The sequence below is a fragment of the Sphingomonas xanthus genome (genome assembly GCF_007998985.1).
GTDB lineage: Bacteria > Pseudomonadota > Alphaproteobacteria > Sphingomonadales > Sphingomonadaceae > Sphingomicrobium > Sphingomicrobium xanthum.
Genome location: NZ_CP041659.1, coordinates 890,086 through 908,088, shown reverse-complemented (window position 1 = coordinate 908,088; position 18,003 = coordinate 890,086). Strand labels below are relative to the sequence as shown.

The window sequence follows — 18,003 nt, the reverse complement described above, 5'->3', positions numbered from 1 at the left end:
TGAGTGGATAGGGTGGGGCATGGCCAGTCCGCTCCCGACCGGAAAGCAGTCCGTCAACCTGGCGACGCAGGGCGCGCGCGTGTCGAAGATCCGCCGCGATCCGCCGCCGCCGCAAAAGGAACTGGTCCTGCGCGACCCCGCCGAGCGCGACCGCGTCGCGGTGGTCGTCGGCGTGCTCAGCTTCGCTCTGGCGATCGTGGTGATCATCGTGGCGTTCGGCAGCTACAGCGGGTTCAACCCTCGAGAGATCGTCATCGACGTCAAGGACGCGCCGCGCGGCGGCGGGTAGGGGCGCTCTGGCGTTTGGACGGTTAGCCGAGCACCAGGCAGGCGACGTAGCTAACGCCGCAACCACAGCAACAAGCCTTCCCTTTAGCTTCGGAGCAAGCCTGTTTGCACTCGATCCGGTCTGCATTGCACTTGAAGGCTCCGGTCTGCATCGCCGAAGGTCCGCCGCCACTCGACAAGCTGTGTTGAAGTGCGTCGGCTGCATTGTCGACGCGGCGCAACATGCGATTCATGGTCGCTGGGTCGCTACCTTGATAGTTGGCTACGGCCGTCACCGCCCTCAACGCTTCGTCATGAACGCGGATATGTTGGGACGAAGTCAGCCGGCGGGCTTCCTTTCGCACTTGCGCAATCTCTGCTCCCGGATTGGAGATGGCATTCAATGGCGCGCGAGTTGGAGCTGTCTGGGCGTAACTAGCCAGGAAAACGCTCGCTGCCGCGCGATGGGCATTGATGTCGGCGGTGTCGGTGACCGCGGTGGTACAAGCCGACGACGGTTGGCCGCCCGCTATTGATGAACTTGTCGCGGCTGCAGACAGGGCCAGTGCCCCTATGGCAGCGATCACGGGCTTTAAGAATTGCATGGTCGTCTCTCCTGCGAGTTCGACGAGAAGCAACAGGGCCGCAGAGATATTGAAGACGGGCATAGCAGCGCCGCGCGCCGCGACCGGACCTGACTATAGCATGATCAGTGCTTTTCTCCGACCCGCGAGGCTCGCCGTCGGCGAAGCCATGGTGCGTTGTTGTCCGGCAACCGGAACCGGACTGTTGCCTGCCGCACCCTCCTTTGCCCGTCTGTAGCCGAAGCGGAACTACTATTCAGCAGCGACCCCAGCCCGCGCAAACATATCCTCGCCATCGCCTTCGCCCTCGGGCGCGTCGTTGGCGACCTTGGCTTGCTGCCGGCGGTCGAAATTGTCCCAGACTTCGTTCCAATTGCCCTTCGTCGCGGCCTTGGAATATTCGGTTGCGCGGGTTTCGAAGAAGTTGGCGTGCTCCACCCCGTTGAGCAGTGGCGCGAGCCAAGGCAGCGGATGTTCGTCGACCATGTAGATCGGCTTGAAGCCGAGCTGGCCCAGCCGCCAGTCGGCGATGTAGCGGATATATTTCTTGATCGCCTTGGGGGTCATGCCTTCGACCGGGCCCTGTTCGAAGGCGAGGTCGATGAACGCATCCTCAAGCCGAACGGTCTTCTGGCAGACGTCAAGGATGTCGTCCCTGACCGACTTGGTCAGGCAATCGCGCTCCTTGACGAAGGCATGGAACAGGCGGGTGATGCCTTCGCAGTGAAGGCTTTCGTCACGCACTGACCAGCTGACGATCTGACCCATGCCTTTCATCTTGTTAAAGCGCGGAAAGTTCATCAGCATCGCGAAGCTGGCGAACAGCTGAAGCCCCTCGGTGAAGCCGCCGAACATCGCCAGAGTCTTGGCGATATCCTCGTCGGTATCGACGCCGAAGGTCGACAGATAGTCATGCTTGTCCTTCATTTCCTTATACTGGAGGAAGGCCGAATATTCGCTTTCGGGCATGCCGATCGTGTCGAGCAGGTGGCTGTAGGCGGCGATGTGCACCGTCTCCATGTTGGAGAAGGCGGTCAGCATCATCTTGATTTCGGTGGGCTTGAACACCCGGCCATATTTGTCATGGTAGCAGTCCTGCACCTCGACGTCGGCCTGGGTGAAGAAGCGGAAGATCTGGGTCAGCAAGTTGCGTTCATGCGCCGAAAGCTTCTGCGCCCAGTCGCGGCAATCCTCGCCCAGCGGCACCTCTTCGGGCATCCAGTGGATCTGCTGCTGGCGCTTCCAGAATTCGAACGCCCAAGGATATTCGAACGGCTTATACTGCTTGCGGGCTTCGAGGAGGGGCATGGGTCAGGCTCCTTGGAATTCGATGACGAGCGCGGCGCCGAGGATGGCGGCGCAGATGGCGAGAGTGACAAAAAGGATCTTGCGGTTCCGGTCGCGCTGGACATCGTCGACCATAATCGACGGTCCGCGGCGCGAATTGACCAGCATGTAGCCAGCGAAGGTCGGGACGATGCCAGATGAAGCAGTGGCGACGATCGGCGCGGTCCAACCCAGCCTGCCGGCGACATAGAGCAGGAACAGGCCGATGCCCACGGCGCCAAGCGCGACCCCGGCCCATTGCAGTCCATTGAAGGGCGTGAGCGGAGGACCCGGCTGGTCATAGCTGTCGGGATCGTAGCTGGACTGGCGATAGCCGCCCATCACCGCCTCCGCGAGCTGCGGGCGCCGACGCCCAGGAAGACGATGCCGATGAAAAAGCCGAAGTCGTACCAGCCGCCATTATTGGGCACGGCGTAGACCGCGATATTGTCGACGAACAGCGATACGATCCAGGCGATCGGGAAGATGAAGCCATGCCATACGCCGAGCAGGAAGCCCGGGCCGGCCGGGTTGACCGCGCTTGCCGCCTGTTCGGCGACGCAGGCGGTCAGCGCAAGCGCCAGCATCGCCGCCGCGACGGCACGGCGGGGAAGGGCGCGAAAGCCGGTCATTGCTCTTCCCTTTCTTCTTCCTCGCGCCGGGTTTCGATGGTCGTGACTCGCGGGCCTGAACCGCGGGCCAGCAACAACACCGCAAGCACCGCGACGATCGCGACAACCAGGACGGTCTGCGTGGTCGTCATCCTCCGACTCCCTTCAATCCGACAGCGAAGATCGCCAGGAAAATTCCCAGCGCCAGGCTCATCATGCCAGCGATCCGCCGGGCATAGGCTTGTCCTTCGGTCGCGGCGCGGCGGGCGAGCAGCATCGCTCCGACCGCGGCGGCGAGGAGGCCCAGGGCCAACATGATGATATTGGCCAGGGTCATCCTACTGGCAGGCCAGGCACTCGTCGTAATCGGTCGTCGCGGCAAGCGCGATCTGCTTGAGGTCGGGGGTATTGTCTGCTTCGACCCCGCCCGCGAAGCCCGCGCGCTGGACGGACTTGGAGCGCAGGTAATAGAGCGACTTGATACCCAGTTCCCACGCGCGGAAGTGGAGCATCATCAGGTCCCACTTGTCGACATCGGCGGGGATGAACAGGTTCAGCGATTGCGCCTGGTCGATGAACGGCGTGCGGTCCGCCGAAAGTTCGAGCAGCCAGCGCTGGTCGATCTCGAAGCTGGTCTTGAACACGTCCTTTTCTTCCTGCGTCAGGAAGTCGAGATGCTGCACGCTTCCACCGCGCTCGAGGATCGTGTTCCACACGCCGTCGCTGTTCTTGGACTTTTCGGTCAGCAATTTTTCAAGATAGGGGTTCTTGATCGAGAAGCTGCCCGAGAGCGTCTTGTGAGTGTAGATATTCGCTGGGATCGGTTCGATGCACGCCGAGGTTCCGCCGGCGATGATCGAAATCGAAGCGGTCGGCGCGATCGCCATCTTGCAACTGAAGCGTTCCATCACGCCCATGTCGGCCGCGTCCGGGCAGGGTCCGCGCTCTTGCGCCAGCATCATCGAGGCTTCGTCGACCTGGGCGCGGATATGCTTGAAGATCCTCAGGTTCCATGACTTGGCCATGGCGCCTTCGAACGGCAGGCTGCGCGCCTGGAGGAAGCTGTGGAAGCCCATCACGCCGAGGCCAACCGACCGTTCGCGCTCCGCGCTATATTTGGCGCGGGCCATCTCGTCGGGTGCCCGGGCGATATAGTCGGACAGGACGTTGTCGAGGAAGCGCATCACATCCTCGATGAACTGCTTGTCGCCGTTCCATTCGTCCCAGGTTTCGAGGTTGAGCGACGACAGGCAGCAGACCGCGGTGCGATCGGCGCCCAGATGGTCGCGTCCCGTCGGAAGGGTGATTTCCGAACAAAGGTTCGAGGTTGAAACCTTGAGTCCAAGGTCGCGGTGGTGCTTGGGCATCGACCGGTTCACCTGGTCGATGAAGATGATGTAGGGCTCGCCGGTCGCTAGCCGGGTCTCGACCAGCTTCTGGAACAGCGAGCGGGCATCGACCTTACCCCGTTCAGACCCGTCGCGCGGCGAGCGCAGCATGAATTCGGCGCCGTCGCGCACCGCCTCCATGAATTCGTCGGTGACCAGCACGCCGTGGTGCAGGTTCAGCGCCTTGCGGTTGAAGTCGCCCGAGGGTTTGCGGATCTCTAGGAACTCCTCGATCTCCGGATGGGCAATGTCGAGGTAGCAAGCCGCCGAACCGCGGCGCAGCGAGCCCTGGCTGATCGCCAGGGTGAGCGAATCCATCACCCGCACGAACGGGATGATGCCGCTGGTCTTGCCGTTAAGGCCGACCGGCTCGCCGATGCCGCGCACCGCGCCCCAATAGGTGCCGATGCCGCCGCCTTTAGAGGCCAGCCAGACGTTCTCGTTCCAGGTGTTGACGATCCCGTCGAGGCTGTCGTCGACACTGTTCAGATAGCAGCTGATCGGCAGGCCACGGCCGGTGCCGCCGTTCGACAGGACGGGCGTCGCGGGCATGAACCACAGCTTGGAAATATAGTCGTAGACGCGCTGGGCATGGTCCTGGTCGTCGGCATAGGCCGAGGCGACACGGGCAAACAGGTCCTGGTAGGATTCTCCCGGCAACAGATAGCGGTCCTTCAGCGTTTCCTTGCCGAATTCGGTCAGCCGCGAGTCGCGCTCCGGGGCGGTTTTCACATCATAGGCGCGGACGTCGATCGTCTTGCTCGTGCGCTTGGTTTCGGTGACCGAACCCTCGTCCGCGCCGACGTCGCTGGAAGTCGCAAAATCCATCGTCATTCCCCGTGCCTCGGGCCGTTCAACGACCGCTTGTTCACCATGTGTTCGACTCAGTGCCATGGTACCGAGCCTAGCTCAAAATCAAGCGCCGCGGGGCTTTTTCATGCTCGTGTCCCCGATATCCACAGGGCACAAGCGGGGCCGTTACGGAAGATAGGCATCTTCCGCCCCAACCACAATACGTTGAGCAATTCCCCCTGCGCTAAACCAGATATTGTGGCCAAAGCCTGCGAGGCACAAGGAAAAAAATTGACGTAGCGTTAAATTTTTGGCGTCGCAGAGGGGGGCGTGGCGCCAGCGCCACAGGAACGGCCATGGCGCCCATAAGCATTTGAAACCCGGCCCAGTGAAGACCCTGCTAACAGTGCGGAGATCGACCAATCACGATGGGAAGGCCGGCTCCACCGGACAAGTCGGCGGGCTGGCGAAGGCAAAGCCGAACTGAGACGGGACTCCGGCGGGGATCAGCCCACGGCCGCTGTCTCTGCTGACGGGGCCGGGCAATCGCCGACCCGCTTGGCGCTGACCTTGCGTGTAATGCGATAGTCGCCGTCCTCGATGAAATAGGTCATCGCGGTGATGTCGCCTTCGAAGCTGTCGGCGGTGAACTTGCCCATCATCGCTGGCATCACCTCGCCGCGCTTGCCGTCGCGCTGGCAGGTGAGCTGCGCGCTGAAGCGGCCGTTGCGGATATAGCTGTTCTTCATCTCGCATTTGTCCTCGCCCTCGGCGAACAGGTCGGGGCTCGGCTTGTTGTCGGCGACGCAGGCCTGGATCGTTTGCGTGTCGCCGACCTTGAGCGCGGTGGCGGGTGTCGTATTGTCGGTCGACGACAACGCGGTAACCTCGGAGGTTAGTTCGAACAGCCCGTCATTGAGCGCGGTCGCCGCCGCTTCGGCCTTGGGCGCCTCTGCTTCTCCCCCGCATCCCGACAGGACCAGCGCCGCCGCCGCGACCGCCATCATCTCTACTCGCTTCATTACACTCTCCCCCAGCCTGTACTCCGCGATCAGTTCGCCGCGGCGTCGCTTCCCGGCGTGCAGTCGCCGATCCGTTTCGAGCTCATCCGCATGACCATTTTCATCGGCCCGCCCGGTCCGGCGGCGCCTTCGACGGTCGAGGCCATGCGCATCTGATATTCATCCGGCGAATAGCTGCCGTCGAATTCGATGAGCTGACTTCCGCCCTGCTGGGCGCAGCGCATGACACCGCTCATCCGGCCATTCTTCATGCTGAACCTGTCGTAGCGGCAATTGCTGTTCTGCCCGGCGAAGAAATCCTCGCTCGGCTTTTGCACTTGCTCGGCCGTCAGGCAGCTCTTGTGCCCGCTCACTGCGCTGGCCATGGTCTTCTTGATTTGCTCCGCGGCGGCCGGCGGCATTCCGGGCACATCGATCGATTCCAACTCGGCGGTCGATTGCCACAAGCCGGGGCGAACGATCATCGCGCTTCCGCCCGCCTCGCGCACTTCCGCGGCGACTTCCTCGATGCTGGCATTGGTCGCTTCGACCTCAGGCTCCGAATTGCAGCCGGCTATGGCCAGCGCCCCCAGTGTCAGTAGCAAGCGGTTCATGCCGGCCCCCTTCCGGTTCACGCCCTGCGCGCGAAGCTTTCAAGGGGCAGCATATGCCGCGCCCGCGGATATGCAATCGGCATGTGCGGCGCTAGGCGCCGGTCAGGTTACGCGCCATGACGTGCCATTGGGGCGTATCCCACAGCATATGGACCGCGATGCTGACCGGCACCGCAAGACCGAGCAGTATCCAATAGGCCCGGTGCAGCCGGCGATTGCGCCGCAGGTCCCAAAGGAGCATCGGCGCGATCGCCGCCAACGTATAGAGATCGCTCGCCAGTGGGCTGTCCGGGAGAGTCGTCGGAAGCCAGGGGATACGGTCGATGCCCGCGGGCAGGGTGGCCGCTACCGCGAGGATCATCATCCGCTTGTGCATCCCCGGATCTTGGCTCCTGGCCAAAAGTCCGATTACAAGCAGGACCGGGAAGAGGATGCCGATCCGGATTTGTAAAAGTAGGACATTGTCGAGAAACATCCCCAGTTCCTGCATCTGCGCGCGGACTTGCGTTGGACCGTTGAGCGCCGCGCCCCACACCGCTTGATGGTTGCCCGCCGCCAGCAGGAAACCGACAACGACCAGTGCCGGCGCGATCACCAGCGAGGCGATACCTAGCTTCATGTGCAGTGCGCAGCGGCCGGTCGCGACAAGCACGGTCTGCGCCAGCAACAGCAAGAGAAATGAGCCCATCAACAGGGCGTGAAGGTGCATGATCATCGGGAAGGACGGGCGCTGCCCTGCTTCGACCGCCGCCAACTTCGCCAACGAACTGGGAATAAAACCCGCGAGCACGATGGTGATGAAACTCGCGGCGGTGAAAACATAAATCCAGCGGTCGATCGGATGCGCCCGCGGTGTGCCCGAAAGCCTGTCGGGGCGCATTCCGCCGAGATTGCTCGGCTTAGCAATGCTTGCCATGGTGCCCACCTCTCTCAATGTGGGCCTGTTGCATAGCACCAGTCGGGTCCAGCGTTAACTGTCGGCCAAGGGCGGTGGAACCGGAGGCAAGGCCGGACCATATAGCAGCTGATGGCCATTCAGATTCGCACCAGCCTTGCCGAGCCGGAGACCGGTGACAGCTTCGTCCCTCACCGGCCCGCGCGACCCGACAAGGCGGAAGGGGGGAGGCGCTTCAACCTCGTCAGCGATTACCAGCCGGCGGGCGACCAGCCGACCGCGATCCGCGAACTGGTCGAAGGGATTCGCGACAATGGCGAAATCAGCCAGGTCCTGCTCGGGGTCACGGGGTCAGGCAAGACCTTCACCATGGCGCAGGTCATCCAGGAAACGCAGCGCCCGGCGCTGGTGCTTGCTCCCAACAAGATTCTTGCCGCCCAGCTCTATGGCGAGTTCAAAAGCTTCTTTCCCGACAATGCGGTCGAATATTTCGTCAGCTACTACGACTATTACCAGCCCGAGGCCTATGTCCCGCGTACCGACACCTACATCGAGAAGGAAAGTTCGGTGAACGAGGCGATCGACCGAATGCGCCACTCGGCGACGCGGTCGCTGCTTGAACGCGACGACGTGATCATCGTCGCTTCGGTGTCCTGTCTCTACGGTATAGGATCGGTCGAAACCTACTCGGCGATGATCTTCGATCTGAAGAAGGGCCAGTCGGTCGACCAGCGCGAGGTGATCCGCAAGCTGGTCGCGCTGCAATATAAACGTAACGATGCCGCATTCGCGCGCGGCAATTTCCGCGTTCGCGGAGACAGCCTGGAGATTTTCCCGTCGCACTATGAGGATAGCGCCTGGCGGGTGAGCTTCTTCGGCGACGAGATCGAGGAGATTACCGAGTTCGATCCGCTGACCGGCAAGAAAACCGCCAGCCTCGATTATGTGAAGGTTTACGCCAACAGCCACTATGTAACGCCTGGCCCGACGCTTAAGCAGGCGATGCAGGCGATCCGGCATGAACTGGAGGAGCGGCTGAAGGAGCTGGTCGCCGAAGGACGGCTACTGGAAGCGCAGCGGCTCGAGCAGCGGACCAATTTCGATCTCGAGATGATCGCCGCGACGGGAAGCTGCGCGGGAATCGAGAATTACAGCCGGTTCCTCACCGGCCGACTTCCAGGCGAGCCGCCGCCGACGCTCTTTGAATATCTCCCCGACAATGCACTATTGTTCGTCGACGAAAGCCACCAGACGGTGCCGCAGATCGGGGCGATGGCGCGCGGCGACCATCGGCGCAAGATCACGCTCGCCGAATATGGCTTCCGCCTACCGAGCTGCATCGACAACCGGCCGCTGCGGTTCAACGAATGGGACGCGATGCGTCCGCAGTCGGTGTTCGTCTCCGCCACCCCCGGACCATGGGAGATGAACGAAACCGGCGGCGCGTTCAGCGAGCAGGTGATCCGCCCGACCGGGCTGATCGACCCGCCGGTCGAAATCAAGCCGGTCGAGGACCAGGTCGACGATCTTGTCCAAGAGGCCAGAAAGACGGCGGCTCAGGGCTATCGCACGCTGGTCACCACCTTGACCAAGCGGATGGCCGAGGACCTGACCGAATATCTTCACGAGGCCGGCCTCAAGGTCCGCTACATGCACAGCGACGTCGAGACGCTGGAGCGGATTGAGCTGATCCGCGACCTCAGGCTGGGCGTCTACGACGTGCTGGTCGGGATCAATTTGCTCCGCGAAGGGCTCGATATTCCTGAATGCGGGCTGGTGGCGATCCTCGATGCCGACAAGGAAGGCTTCCTGCGCAGCGAAACCTCGCTGATCCAGACCATCGGCCGCGCGGCGCGCAACGTCGACGGGCGGGTTATCCTTTATGCGGACCGCGTCACGGGGAGCATGGAGCGCGCGCTCAACGAAACCAGTCGCCGTCGCGAAAAGCAGGAGGCCTATAACGCCGAGCATGGCATCACGCCGGCAACCATCAAGCGCAACATCAGCGACATCATCGCCCATGTGTCGACTCGCGACGGGGTAGTCGTCGACACCGGCGACGAGGAACGGCCGCATCTCGTCGGTCATAATTTGCGCGCGTATATCGGCGATCTTGAGGAGCGAATGCGCAAGGCCGCCGCCGATCTCGAGTTTGAGGAGGCCGCCCGGCTGCGCGACGAGATCCGCAAGCTCGAAGAAGATGAGCTCGGTATCCCGGACCAGGACCGTGCGGCGCCGCGCGCCGGCAATTCGACCCAAGGCAAACCCGGCACTCGTCGCGATCGGTTCGGCAAGACCCGCTACAAAAGATCCGGCTTCCACCGTCAATGAGACAATAGTCTTTACATGAGACATGAATCTCATTAATGAGGCCGCTCCCAACTAGATACGGACATGACGATGACTCCTGATCAAATGGACGAGGCAATGGACCGCCACTTCGGTTATGAGGCGGCGGATGACGTGGAAGGCGTCTTGGCGACCATGTCGGATAGGGTCATCCACGACATCGTCGGCTTCCCGGCCGGCCCCTCCGAGGGGCATGACCAAGCGCGCTCATTCTACCAGGCGATGTTCGCGGATCTCGCGGATGGCCAGGTCGAGACAATCCGCCGGCTCTATGGCACGGATTTCATGGTCGACGAGTCGCGCTGGACGGGCCGTGCCCCGGGACGTCCGTTCGGCGTCGAAGGCCGGAACCGCCCGCTGTCGTTTCGGCTGCTGCACGTCGTGGAATTCGAGTCCGACGGCCGCTTCCGGCGGGAGAATGTGTGGGTCGACCTGGCGGCGATCCAGGCCCAATTGGCGCAGTGAGCCGGCCAAACCAGCGACAGCGCACCCGGCAGGACCTGCTCCGGGCTGCGAGCAATCTCGTCGCCCGGGGCGCCGTTCCGACGATTGATCAGGTCGCCGAGGAGGCGATGGTGTCGCGGGCGACGGCCTATCGCTATTTCCCAGGCATCGAGGCCCTTCTTGCCGAGGCGGAACTTGACTTGGCGGCCCCCGATCCGGCGGGACTGTTTGCCGGCCAGGACGAGGCTGATCCGGCAAGACGCCTAGGCCGGGTCGACGATGCCTTCAGCAAGGTTATCAGCGACCATGAGCCGCTGATCCGGCTGATGCTCGCGCAGTCGGTCAGGCGCGGGGGCGAACCGGCCGCGGCCGACGTTCCGCTGCGCCAGAATCGCCGAACTCCGGCGATCGAGGAGGCGCTAAGGCCGATTGGAGGGGAATTGCCGCCTGCCGCGCTGGACCGGCTGGTCAAGGCGGCGGCCATGCTTATCGGCACGGAAGCGCATATCGCAGCGACTGACGTGCTCGGCCTCGACGCCGGCGAGGCGCGCTCCGTTCGGCACTGGGCGCTCGCCGCACTGGTGAGCGCTGCGCGGCAGGATCCCCGCTAAGCCATTGCGGCGGCCCCTTTTTGCGGATCCCGGCGTTCAGGCGGGCGCAACCCTCAGGCGTGCAGGGAGTTAGGATTCGGGATAAACATTGAGGGTGCGCCTTCCGGTGCCGCGAAACAGCATGAACAAGATCAGTTTGATTTTTGGCGCATTAGCCATGGCGGCGACCACACCCTTGGCGGCACAGCCGCGCGGTGACGAACCGGTCGCGGTTCCCCGGTCGATCAAACAGGGCATCGATTTCGTCTACGTCGATCCGCAAATGGCGAATGTCGCCAAGCGCAAACAGCGGCCGCAGAACTGGCTGGCACGGCTGTTCGACTTCGGCGCCAGCAGGCGCAGCGCTCCCAACCCCATGTTCCTCGACCTTGCGCGCGGCCTCGAACATTATCAGTCGACATGGGGCCGCCTGCCGCAGACCAAGATCCCGGCCGGTGCAGTGATGAAGCGCGGCTCTACCGGTAAGCGCGTCGCCCTGCTCCGCACCCGCCTCGGCCTGCCGGCCGTCGGCGGCTATGACGAGATGCTCGCGCAGCGGGTCAGCGATTATCAGCGCGTCCACGGGCTCGGCCGCCCTGACGGCATTGCTGGCCGGGCGACAATCACTTCGTTGAACCTGGGCGCGACTCACTACGCCAAGCGGATCGCGATCAACATGGAGCGCGCCTATCGTCTGCCGCAAACCCGCGCGTTCGACCGCTATGTCGTGGTCGATAGCGGCGCCGCCGAAACCTATCTGTTCGACCGCGACCGCAAGGTCGACCAGATGCGCGTGATCGTCGGCTCAAATGAAACCAAGACGCCGATGATGGCGGTGCTGATGCGCAACGCCAAAGCCAATCCCTATTGGCATGTCCCGCCCGATCTCGTCCGCACGCTTACCGCCAAGAAGGTAAAGGAACAGGGCGTCAGCTATTTCGACAATTTCCATTATGAGGTGCTGTCGGACTGGAGCGGCAACGGCCGGGTACTCGACCCCAAGTCGATAAACTGGCGCCAGGTCGCGGCGAGCAAGGCCAATCCCACCTTCCTTGTCCGGCAAAAGCCTGGTCCGTGGAATTCAATGGGCCAGATGAAATTCGAAATGCCCAATGATTTCGGCATCTACCTGCATGACAGCCCACTGAAGGAATTATTCGCCAAGGAGGACCGCTGGATCAGCAATGGCTGCGTCCGACTGGAGGATTACCGCCGCTTCGCGACCTGGGTGTTCGGCCAGATGCCGCAGGCGAGCGCCCCGGAACAGCGCATCGACCTGCCCCGTCCGGTCCCGGTCTACATGACCTATCTGACGGTCGAGCCGAGCGGCAGCGGCGTTATGTTCCGGCCCGATCCCTACGGCTTCGACGCCCTGGCCATGCCGCAGATGTTCGATTCCCGAATGAACATCGCGGCCGTGGCTACCGATCGGGCTGCGGGCTGAGGCGGTGCGCCAGGCACTGCCCCCAAACGCCTATTGCAGCACGCCCGCCCTTCGCTGGCGATGGGCATAGGCGTAAAGCGCGATTGAGATCAGGATGATGACCCATGGCATAAGCGTCATGGCTCCCTCGTCCATCGGCGCGGGCGGCGCGGGCGCGAAGAAGATCTGATAGCCAAGCCCGATGATCGCGCCGACCGCGGACAGCGCCAGCGCCGGAACCGCCCAGCGGTGCCGGGCAAGCAACAGGACCGCGCCGGCAAGGCCCAGCCAGACCCCGAGTCCCCAGCCAAACTGCGCATAGACGGGAAAACCGTCGACCCATGCGAGCATCGCGGCCGGGTCGGCGTCGGGCGCCATGCTCTGCAGATAGTCGAGGTTGCGCGTCTTGGTCATGACATAGTCCAGGCATCCGAACGCGTTCCAAAGCAGGGCCAGCCCGCCGACGATCCACAGATGCACGGGTGTTTTCGAATGCTGCATGTCGTCCATCATTACCCCCTCCGGTCGCTGGCTCGGCGCGGGCCATGCCGGCCGAGGTAAGAGCCGCTATTTGTTACGTGATGTCAACGATCAGAACCAGCCGGTGAACCTCGGCTCGCGGAGCGCGTTGCAGTCCTATGTTGAAGCTGATCCCAATGACTCCGTTTGTGGGTGCCATCATGTTGCTGGCTTGCGCAAAAACAGATCCCGTGGCCGAAAATGCTCTGGCGCCGTCGGATGACATACTGTTCGAGGCCGGTGCCGCGACCAACAGCGCCGAGCGGCGGACCATGCGCGATTCCGCCGTGCCGACGGCGTCGGCTCTCGGCTGGTCCTACGATCGCAGCCAGCGACTGGCGCGCTTCGGCTCGCCCGCAGCCCCAGCCTTCACGCTCCAGTGCCAGGTTCAGGTGGAAGGTCCCAGGCAGCTGGTTATCACGCGACACGCCGCCGCCAGCGCAGGCCAGAAAGGCACTCTGAGCTTCACCGCCGGCGGCGCGACCGCTTCGGTTCCCGTCGACGGTGTCGCAGATCCGTCAGGCGTCGGCGGTCATTGGCGCGCGATCGTTCCCCAAGGGGACATGACCCGCGCCGTCCAGCGCGTTTTCGCTGGCCCGGCAACGGTCGAAGTATCGGTCGGGGGAATCCCGCCGCTGGTCGTTCCAACGGGGCGGGATGCTAGGCAGGTGCTTGCGGACTGCCAATAAGTCAGCCGGCAGCATCTTCGTCGGTTAGCCAGCGCACGCCAAGAGCGCGTCCAGTGCGGCTTTCCACCGTCACATCGATTACGCCCATTGTGGCCAGCGTTTCGCGAAGCCGCTCGGCGGCCTCTTCATCGCCGCTGATCTCGATCGGCGTCCCGACGCGGCGGGCTGCCCAGCCAATCAGCGCGACCGAAGCCGGGTCCGGCTGTCCGTCGTCCAGCAACCGTAGCCGCGGCAGCGGCATGATGGGGGGTCTCAGGCGAACCGACCAGCGCGGCGATTCCTCGACGATTCTCCGTTCAAGCTCACGATATGTGGCGTAGCTGGCCCCCGGGATGGGGCGGACCCGCGCCAGCGCGACGCGCCGTTCCCGGTCGATGACGATTTCGTCCGGGTTCGCACCGGCTACCAGCGCGATCCGATCGGTAAGCCTCGCGACATCGCGGCGTTGGGCCTCAGCCTGTTCGGCGGATCGGGCGCTAGCAAGGGCGGCTTGCTCGGCGGCCGCAGCGTCGGTGCCGACCTTGAACTGGTCGATGTGGACAGCAACCGGCAGGCCAAGCGAACGGGTTAGCTTGTTGGCAACCTGCTGTTCGGCCTTGGCGTTGAGCATCGGGGTCAGGATCGACGCGGTGATCGACAGCGGCTCCGCATCATAATCGATATCGACTTGGGACAGCCGGCTGTTCTTGGGAAAGGCGTCGGCGAGCTGGCGCCGCGCGTCAACCGAAGTTCGCAGCTCCCAGGCGATCTGGCGGAGAGAATAGCCGAGCGGGATGGCGAGGATCAGGAAGGCCGCGATGATGCCAATGACCTGAAACCGGCTTTGTTTCTTCGTCAGACTCGTACTGAAACCATAAAATCTGGCGACGACTGCGGCGGACAGCGCGATTGTCATCAAGTTGGTGATCAGCAACAGCAGCGCGCCGCCGAACACCGTAAGGTTACTTGTCGCCATGCCGAAGCCGATGACCGCGAGCGGCGGCATTAAGGCGGTAGCGATAGCCACGCCGACGATCGCGCCTTCCCGGCCGCGAATGGTCGCATAGGCACCCGCGAGACCTGAGAACAGGGCAACCAACAGGTCGAACAGGTTGGGGCGGGTCCGCGCCGCGATTTCTTCGGTCACCGTCTGGATCGGCGACAGCAACACGATCAGCGCGCTGAAGAAGACGGCGACCAGCATCCCCAGCAGAAGCGTTCGGCTGCATTGGCGGAGCCAGGCGATGTCCCCGACGGAAATCGCCAGCCCCGCGCCGACGATCGGCGACATCAGCGGCGACAGCAGCATCGCCCCGATTACGACGGCGGGGGACGATTGGAGCAGACCGAGGACCGCGATTCCTGCCGACAGCAAGCAAAGATAGAGATAGCGCGCGCTGGTGTCGGTATCGCCAGCGACCTTGGTAAGGACGTCCCACTGGTCGACGCTTGCGACCACTTCCCGCCGCCACAGCCGGCGGGCGCCGGCCATCATCCGCAGCCGACTATATTGCGAAAAGGTCGTCGGGGTAGTGTGGACGTCTTCCGGTAGGCTGCTCATCGCCTTCGATGACTCGGATTGGCGGCGGACGAAAGCGGTTTTTTCGGTCCGCTTCGTCCGCCGAGATCGAATCCCTAGAAGCCCATTCGCAGGCCGAGTTGCGCCGAGACTTCCTCACCCTGGTTCTTGCCGACCGTCGCCGACCCTCCGACGTCGAGGGATACGCCGGTCAGGATTGCCGCGCTGAAGCCGCCCGAGAAACGACCATATGCCTTTTTCGAAGCATCGGCGAGCTGGAAGCTGTTGACGATGCCCGGCGCGGAGGTTTGCGCAAAGCGGACCGTCCGCTCATCGCCGGTGAAGTCCTTTTCCACCACGGCGGAGGCGTAGGGACGAAGCTGGATACCGCCGCCGGCATAGTCGCCGCGCAGTTCGACGCCCAGGCTGCCGCGAAGCGACCTGTAGGTCAGCGAATCGACGTGTAGCGTAAGCGCCGGGTCACCGGTTTCGGTGTAGCCGTCGACTTTGGCGCGGGCATAATCGAGCGCGACGACCGGGCCGATCCGGACCGAACCCATCGGCATCAAATAGCCGCCCTTGGCGCCGACCGTGAAATGACGGCCCTTCGGGTTAGCTTCCATATGTTCGACGACCCCGGTGCGTTCGATGTCATGCTTGTCCCAGCCATAGCCGGCGTAGGCCTGGGCGAAGGCCCCGGCCATTCCGAAACCGGCATAGGCGCCGATCTGGACCGAGCGCGCCTTGTCATCGGCCGCATCGCCGTAAAAATTGGCGCGGCCCCTGGTGTAGTTGGCGGCAAGTCCCGCCACTCCCGATCCGAAGCCGGCCTGGACGCCGACGGTACCGCCCACGCCGCTGGCGCGGTACGGGTCGTTTCGTTCGCCCATGCCCAGCTTGCGGGCGAAAGTATCACCGACGACGAAAAATTTGACGCCTTCCGGCATATCGCCGTCGCGAGGCGCACCAAGGTCCATGCGCGTGGTCAATGTGCGGCCAAATTGGCGCGCGATGTCGAGCCCAAGGTCGCTCGGCGCCTGAAGCGTCAGCGGCGCATTAAGCTGGGCGGCGACATATTGGGCAACGACCTTGAACCCGTCCGAGGTCAGATGCAGCGCATCGCCATAGAAGAGATAGCCTCCGGCATTGATGATGCAGGTCGGGTTAGGAAAGGTCGGGCAGACGAGGCCATTGGTGATGCCGTAGGCGCCCGGATCGGACGCGATATTGTCGAGCACCGCGTTGAGATCGAGATAATGGACAATGACACCGTCGGCGGCATAGCCGGCGAGCGTTGTCTGCATGGCGGCGTTGAAGCTGCTGGAAAAAGCCGAGCGAATCGCGGCGCCGCTCGGGTCGAGGGCGATCTCCGGAAGTCGGCCGGTATCGCCGGCAAGAAAGCTGATCGTCTGCGCGCCGGCGTCGACGAGCATGTTCATGCCCGCGGTGGCATTGGCAGCCGCGATCCCCGCGGCCGCCGGTGCACCGGCCGGCGCTCCGCCGAGTTGCTGATCCTGGCGCGCGTCATTGCCGCCGATGGAAATGGCGAGCAGGTCATTTTCGTCGAACAAGCCGTCGCCTGAGGGAAATGCCGGGACGAGCCCGCCGGCGAGAAAGGCCTGAACCTCGAACTGGAATCCGGGAAGGCCGACATTGGTGTTGCTATTGTCGGTTTTGGCGCCGCCGATCGCGAAATTCTCGACGGATGCCTGGAGCAGGTCCGCCAGCGTATCGATATAATTGGTGCCGCCCGAAAAGCGGCCAGTCGTGTAGACTTGGGTGGTGACCGGGTTAATCCCGCTAAGCTGGAAAGCATTGCCGTCGTCGGCGTAGCTGTCCCCGAAGGCCACGATATTGTCGACGCGCTGGGCCTGGGCGGGCGCGGCGGCGAGTGCGCTGGCGGCGAGCAACGAAGCAGTCAGCAGGCGATAGCTGGTCATAAATCCTCCCCTTGCACGGTCGCCAAAACAGGGCGGCCTTTTGGCGGCAAATATTGCCTTGCCGGCAGGGGTCAGACAAGTGACCTACGGGCCACAGCTTCCGTTACGGCAACCGGCATTTCGGCAAACTCGCCCACCGCCACCGCAACGCCGCCGCCAATCTTGTCCGGCAGGGTTCGGTTATTTTTCCGTCCTACAAAAATCCAATATGGTTCACGAATCCGAATCGCGGGGAGGATGCAATGGCCATCGATAAATTGATTGACGCATTGATCGAGCGCGAAGGCTATGTGAACCATCCGACCGACCGCGGCGGGCCCCGGCCAGGTTTGGGATCAGCGACGCGATTGCCCTGCCTCATGGCCATGTATGCGCTGTTCGGCACGAGCTACCTTGGCTACACCGCTGCGCGCACTAGGGGGAAGGTCGAGGGCGTCGACAACTAGGCCAGCTGCTGACCGCTTGCGCAGCAGCCGACGCCTTCCCATTTCTCGCCAAGGGCAAGCGGGAGATCGTCTTGGAACATTATCATGGTACCACCATCCTCGGGGTAAAGAAGGGCGACCGGACCGTGATCGCCGGCGACGGCCAAGTCAGCCTTGGAAATACGGTGATCAAGCCCAACGCGAAGAAGGTACGCCGGCTTGGCGATGGCAGCGTGATAGGCGGTTTCGCCGGTGCCACCGCCGATGCCTTCACCCTGTTCGAACGGCTGGAGAAGAAGCTCGAGGCGCACCGCGGGCAGTTGCTTCGCGCCGCGGTCGAGTTGGCCAAGGACTGGCGTACCGATAAATATCTACGCAACCTCGAGGCGATGATGATCGTCGCCGACAAGGATACGCTTCTGATCCTCACCGGCAACGGGGACGTGCTGGAACCGGACGGCGGCATCGCGGCGATCGGCAGTGGCGGCAATTACGCGCTCGCCGCGGCGCGGGCCCTTACCGAATATGAAGGCGACCCCGAAAAGCTGGCGCGCCGGGCGATGGCGATCGCCGCTGAAGTTTGCGTCTTCACCAATGGCCAGCTGACTGTTGAGACCATTGAAGGCTGACCGCTGTCGCGGCTAGGTT

General features: G+C 63.2%; 21 protein-coding genes. 8 read left to right on the top strand and 13 right to left on the bottom strand.

Translation table 11 applies throughout. The features are described 5' to 3' along the window. Positions 1-19: 19 nt before the first annotated feature. Complete coding sequence (locus tag FMM02_RS04575) at positions 20-289, top strand: hypothetical protein (RefSeq protein ID WP_147493756.1); 270 nt, start codon at positions 20-22, stop codon at positions 287-289. Between the two features lie 22 nt (positions 290-311). On the opposite strand, the gene FMM02_RS04570 is transcribed toward FMM02_RS04575, so the two are convergent. The 10 genes from FMM02_RS04570 to FMM02_RS04530 form a co-directional block, all read right to left on the bottom strand. Beyond that, positions 312-935: a hypothetical protein gene (locus tag FMM02_RS04570; protein WP_147493755.1), complete on the bottom strand. Its 624-nt coding sequence runs from the start codon at positions 933-935 to the stop codon at positions 312-314. Between the two features lie 168 nt (positions 936-1,103). Beyond that, complete coding sequence (locus FMM02_RS04565; RefSeq protein ID WP_147493754.1) at positions 1,104-2,159, bottom strand: ribonucleotide-diphosphate reductase subunit beta; 1,056 nt, start codon at positions 2,157-2,159, stop codon at positions 1,104-1,106. 3 nt (positions 2,160-2,162) lie between these two features. Beyond that, positions 2,163-2,519, bottom strand: a complete 357-nt coding sequence (locus tag FMM02_RS04560; RefSeq protein WP_147493753.1) for a hypothetical protein — start codon at positions 2,517-2,519, stop codon at positions 2,163-2,165. Next, positions 2,519-2,809: a hypothetical protein gene (locus FMM02_RS04555; RefSeq protein WP_147493752.1), complete on the bottom strand. Its 291-nt coding sequence runs from the start codon at positions 2,807-2,809 to the stop codon at positions 2,519-2,521. Before FMM02_RS04555 ends, FMM02_RS04560 begins: the two co-directional genes overlap by 1 nt. After that, complete coding sequence (locus tag FMM02_RS11425; RefSeq protein WP_281288890.1) at positions 2,806-2,940, bottom strand: hypothetical protein; 135 nt, start codon at positions 2,938-2,940, stop codon at positions 2,806-2,808. Before FMM02_RS11425 ends, FMM02_RS04555 begins: the two co-directional genes overlap by 4 nt. After that, complete coding sequence (locus FMM02_RS04550) at positions 2,937-3,125, bottom strand: hypothetical protein (protein ID WP_147493751.1); 189 nt, start codon at positions 3,123-3,125, stop codon at positions 2,937-2,939. Before FMM02_RS04550 ends, FMM02_RS11425 begins: the two co-directional genes overlap by 4 nt. A 1-nt stretch (position 3,126) precedes the next feature. Then, positions 3,127-5,004: a ribonucleoside-diphosphate reductase subunit alpha gene (locus tag FMM02_RS04545; RefSeq protein ID WP_147494965.1), complete on the bottom strand. Its 1,878-nt coding sequence runs from the start codon at positions 5,002-5,004 to the stop codon at positions 3,127-3,129. Between the two features lie 470 nt (positions 5,005-5,474). Further along, positions 5,475-5,990: a DUF3617 domain-containing protein gene (locus tag FMM02_RS04540; RefSeq protein WP_147493750.1), complete on the bottom strand. Its 516-nt coding sequence runs from the start codon at positions 5,988-5,990 to the stop codon at positions 5,475-5,477. Between the two features lie 29 nt (positions 5,991-6,019). Further along, positions 6,020-6,583 carry a DUF3617 domain-containing protein gene (locus tag FMM02_RS04535; protein WP_147493749.1) on the bottom strand — a complete coding sequence of 188 codons (564 nt, stop codon included), beginning with the start codon at positions 6,581-6,583 and terminating at the stop codon, positions 6,020-6,022. Positions 6,584-6,674: 91 nt separating this feature from the next. Then, a complete protein-coding gene (locus tag FMM02_RS04530) occupies positions 6,675-7,499 on the bottom strand; it encodes a hypothetical protein (protein ID WP_222703828.1) in 825 nt (274 codons plus the stop codon). 111 nt (positions 7,500-7,610) lie between these two features. On the opposite strand from FMM02_RS04530, the gene uvrB reads away from it, so the two are divergent. The 4 genes from uvrB (at position 7,611) to FMM02_RS04510 (ending at position 12,305) form a co-directional block, all read left to right on the top strand. Next, entirely contained in the window at positions 7,611-9,809 is a 2,199-nt protein-coding gene (uvrB, locus tag FMM02_RS04525) for an excinuclease ABC subunit UvrB (RefSeq protein WP_147493748.1), read from the top strand. A gap of 69 nt (positions 9,810-9,878) precedes the next feature. Next, complete coding sequence (locus FMM02_RS04520) at positions 9,879-10,292, top strand: ester cyclase (protein ID WP_246104821.1); 414 nt, start codon at positions 9,879-9,881, stop codon at positions 10,290-10,292. Continuing rightward, positions 10,289-10,882 (top strand): TetR/AcrR family transcriptional regulator, encoded by a 594-nt coding sequence (locus tag FMM02_RS04515; RefSeq protein ID WP_147493746.1) that lies wholly within the window; start codon positions 10,289-10,291, stop codon positions 10,880-10,882. Before FMM02_RS04520 ends, FMM02_RS04515 begins: the two co-directional genes overlap by 4 nt. Positions 10,883-11,003: 121 nt before the next feature. Beyond that, positions 11,004-12,305, top strand: a complete 1,302-nt coding sequence (locus tag FMM02_RS04510; protein ID WP_147493745.1) for a L,D-transpeptidase family protein — start codon at positions 11,004-11,006, stop codon at positions 12,303-12,305. A gap of 30 nt (positions 12,306-12,335) precedes the next feature. Here the strand turns inward: FMM02_RS04510 and FMM02_RS04505 are convergent, their stop codons facing one another. After that, entirely contained in the window at positions 12,336-12,797 is a 462-nt protein-coding gene (locus FMM02_RS04505; RefSeq protein WP_147493744.1) for a hypothetical protein, read from the bottom strand. A 197-nt stretch (positions 12,798-12,994) separates the two neighbouring features. Here FMM02_RS04505 and FMM02_RS04500 point away from each other — a divergent pair, with 197 nt between their 5' ends. Beyond that, positions 12,995-13,492 carry a hypothetical protein gene (locus FMM02_RS04500; RefSeq protein ID WP_147493743.1) on the top strand — a complete coding sequence of 166 codons (498 nt, stop codon included), beginning with the start codon at positions 12,995-12,997 and terminating at the stop codon, positions 13,490-13,492. A 1-nt stretch (position 13,493) separates the two neighbouring features. On the opposite strand, the gene FMM02_RS04495 is transcribed toward FMM02_RS04500, so the two are convergent. Both FMM02_RS04495 and FMM02_RS04490 read right to left on the bottom strand, forming a co-directional pair. Further along, positions 13,494-15,032: a TIGR00341 family protein gene (locus tag FMM02_RS04495; protein WP_147493742.1), complete on the bottom strand. Its 1,539-nt coding sequence runs from the start codon at positions 15,030-15,032 to the stop codon at positions 13,494-13,496. A gap of 74 nt (positions 15,033-15,106) precedes the next feature. Beyond that, positions 15,107-16,930: an autotransporter domain-containing protein gene (locus FMM02_RS04490; protein ID WP_147493741.1), complete on the bottom strand. Its 1,824-nt coding sequence runs from the start codon at positions 16,928-16,930 to the stop codon at positions 15,107-15,109. 242 nt (positions 16,931-17,172) lie between these two features. Here FMM02_RS04490 and FMM02_RS04485 point away from each other — a divergent pair, with 242 nt between their 5' ends. Then, a complete protein-coding gene (locus FMM02_RS04485) occupies positions 17,173-17,376 on the top strand; it encodes a lysozyme family protein (RefSeq protein ID WP_147493740.1) in 204 nt (67 codons plus the stop codon). Positions 17,377-17,447: 71 nt separating this feature from the next. Next, on the top strand, positions 17,448-17,984 hold the full coding sequence (gene hslV / locus FMM02_RS04480) for an ATP-dependent protease subunit HslV (RefSeq protein WP_147493739.1): 537 nt from the start codon (positions 17,448-17,450) through the stop codon (positions 17,982-17,984). Positions 17,985-18,003 lie beyond the last annotated feature (19 nt).

What these genes read in the sequence shown, in the direction of transcription:
- FMM02_RS04575 (WP_147493756.1), top strand. Translation starts at nt 20, where the DNA reads ATGGCCAGTCCGCTCCCGACCGGAAAGCAGTCCGTCAACCTGGCGACG.
- FMM02_RS04570 (WP_147493755.1), bottom strand. Translation starts at nt 935, where the DNA reads ATGCCCGTCTTCAATATCTCTGCGGCCCTGTTGCTTCTCGTCGAACTC.
- FMM02_RS04565 (WP_147493754.1), bottom strand. Translation starts at nt 2,159, where the DNA reads ATGCCCCTCCTCGAAGCCCGCAAGCAGTATAAGCCGTTCGAATATCCT.
- FMM02_RS04560 (WP_147493753.1), bottom strand. Translation starts at nt 2,519, where the DNA reads ATGGGCGGCTATCGCCAGTCCAGCTACGATCCCGACAGCTATGACCAG.
- FMM02_RS04555 (WP_147493752.1), bottom strand. Translation starts at nt 2,809, where the DNA reads ATGACCGGCTTTCGCGCCCTTCCCCGCCGTGCCGTCGCGGCGGCGATG.
- FMM02_RS11425 (WP_281288890.1), bottom strand. Translation starts at nt 2,940, where the DNA reads ATGACGACCACGCAGACCGTCCTGGTTGTCGCGATCGTCGCGGTGCTT.
- FMM02_RS04550 (WP_147493751.1), bottom strand. Translation starts at nt 3,125, where the DNA reads ATGACCCTGGCCAATATCATCATGTTGGCCCTGGGCCTCCTCGCCGCC.
- FMM02_RS04545 (WP_147494965.1), bottom strand. Translation starts at nt 5,004, where the DNA reads ATGGATTTTGCGACTTCCAGCGACGTCGGCGCGGACGAGGGTTCGGTC.
- FMM02_RS04540 (WP_147493750.1), bottom strand. Translation starts at nt 5,990, where the DNA reads ATGAAGCGAGTAGAGATGATGGCGGTCGCGGCGGCGGCGCTGGTCCTG.
- FMM02_RS04535 (WP_147493749.1), bottom strand. Translation starts at nt 6,583, where the DNA reads ATGAACCGCTTGCTACTGACACTGGGGGCGCTGGCCATAGCCGGCTGC.
- FMM02_RS04530 (WP_222703828.1), bottom strand. Translation starts at nt 7,499, where the DNA reads ATGGCAAGCATTGCTAAGCCGAGCAATCTCGGCGGAATGCGCCCCGAC.
- uvrB (WP_147493748.1), top strand. Translation starts at nt 7,611, where the DNA reads ATGGCCATTCAGATTCGCACCAGCCTTGCCGAGCCGGAGACCGGTGAC.
- FMM02_RS04520 (WP_246104821.1), top strand. Translation starts at nt 9,879, where the DNA reads ATGACTCCTGATCAAATGGACGAGGCAATGGACCGCCACTTCGGTTAT.
- FMM02_RS04510 (WP_147493745.1), top strand. Translation starts at nt 11,004, where the DNA reads ATGAACAAGATCAGTTTGATTTTTGGCGCATTAGCCATGGCGGCGACC.
- FMM02_RS04505 (WP_147493744.1), bottom strand. Translation starts at nt 12,797, where the DNA reads ATGATGGACGACATGCAGCATTCGAAAACACCCGTGCATCTGTGGATC.
- FMM02_RS04495 (WP_147493742.1), bottom strand. Translation starts at nt 15,032, where the DNA reads ATGAGCAGCCTACCGGAAGACGTCCACACTACCCCGACGACCTTTTCG.
- FMM02_RS04490 (WP_147493741.1), bottom strand. Translation starts at nt 16,930, where the DNA reads ATGACCAGCTATCGCCTGCTGACTGCTTCGTTGCTCGCCGCCAGCGCA.
- FMM02_RS04485 (WP_147493740.1), top strand. Translation starts at nt 17,173, where the DNA reads ATGGCCATCGATAAATTGATTGACGCATTGATCGAGCGCGAAGGCTAT.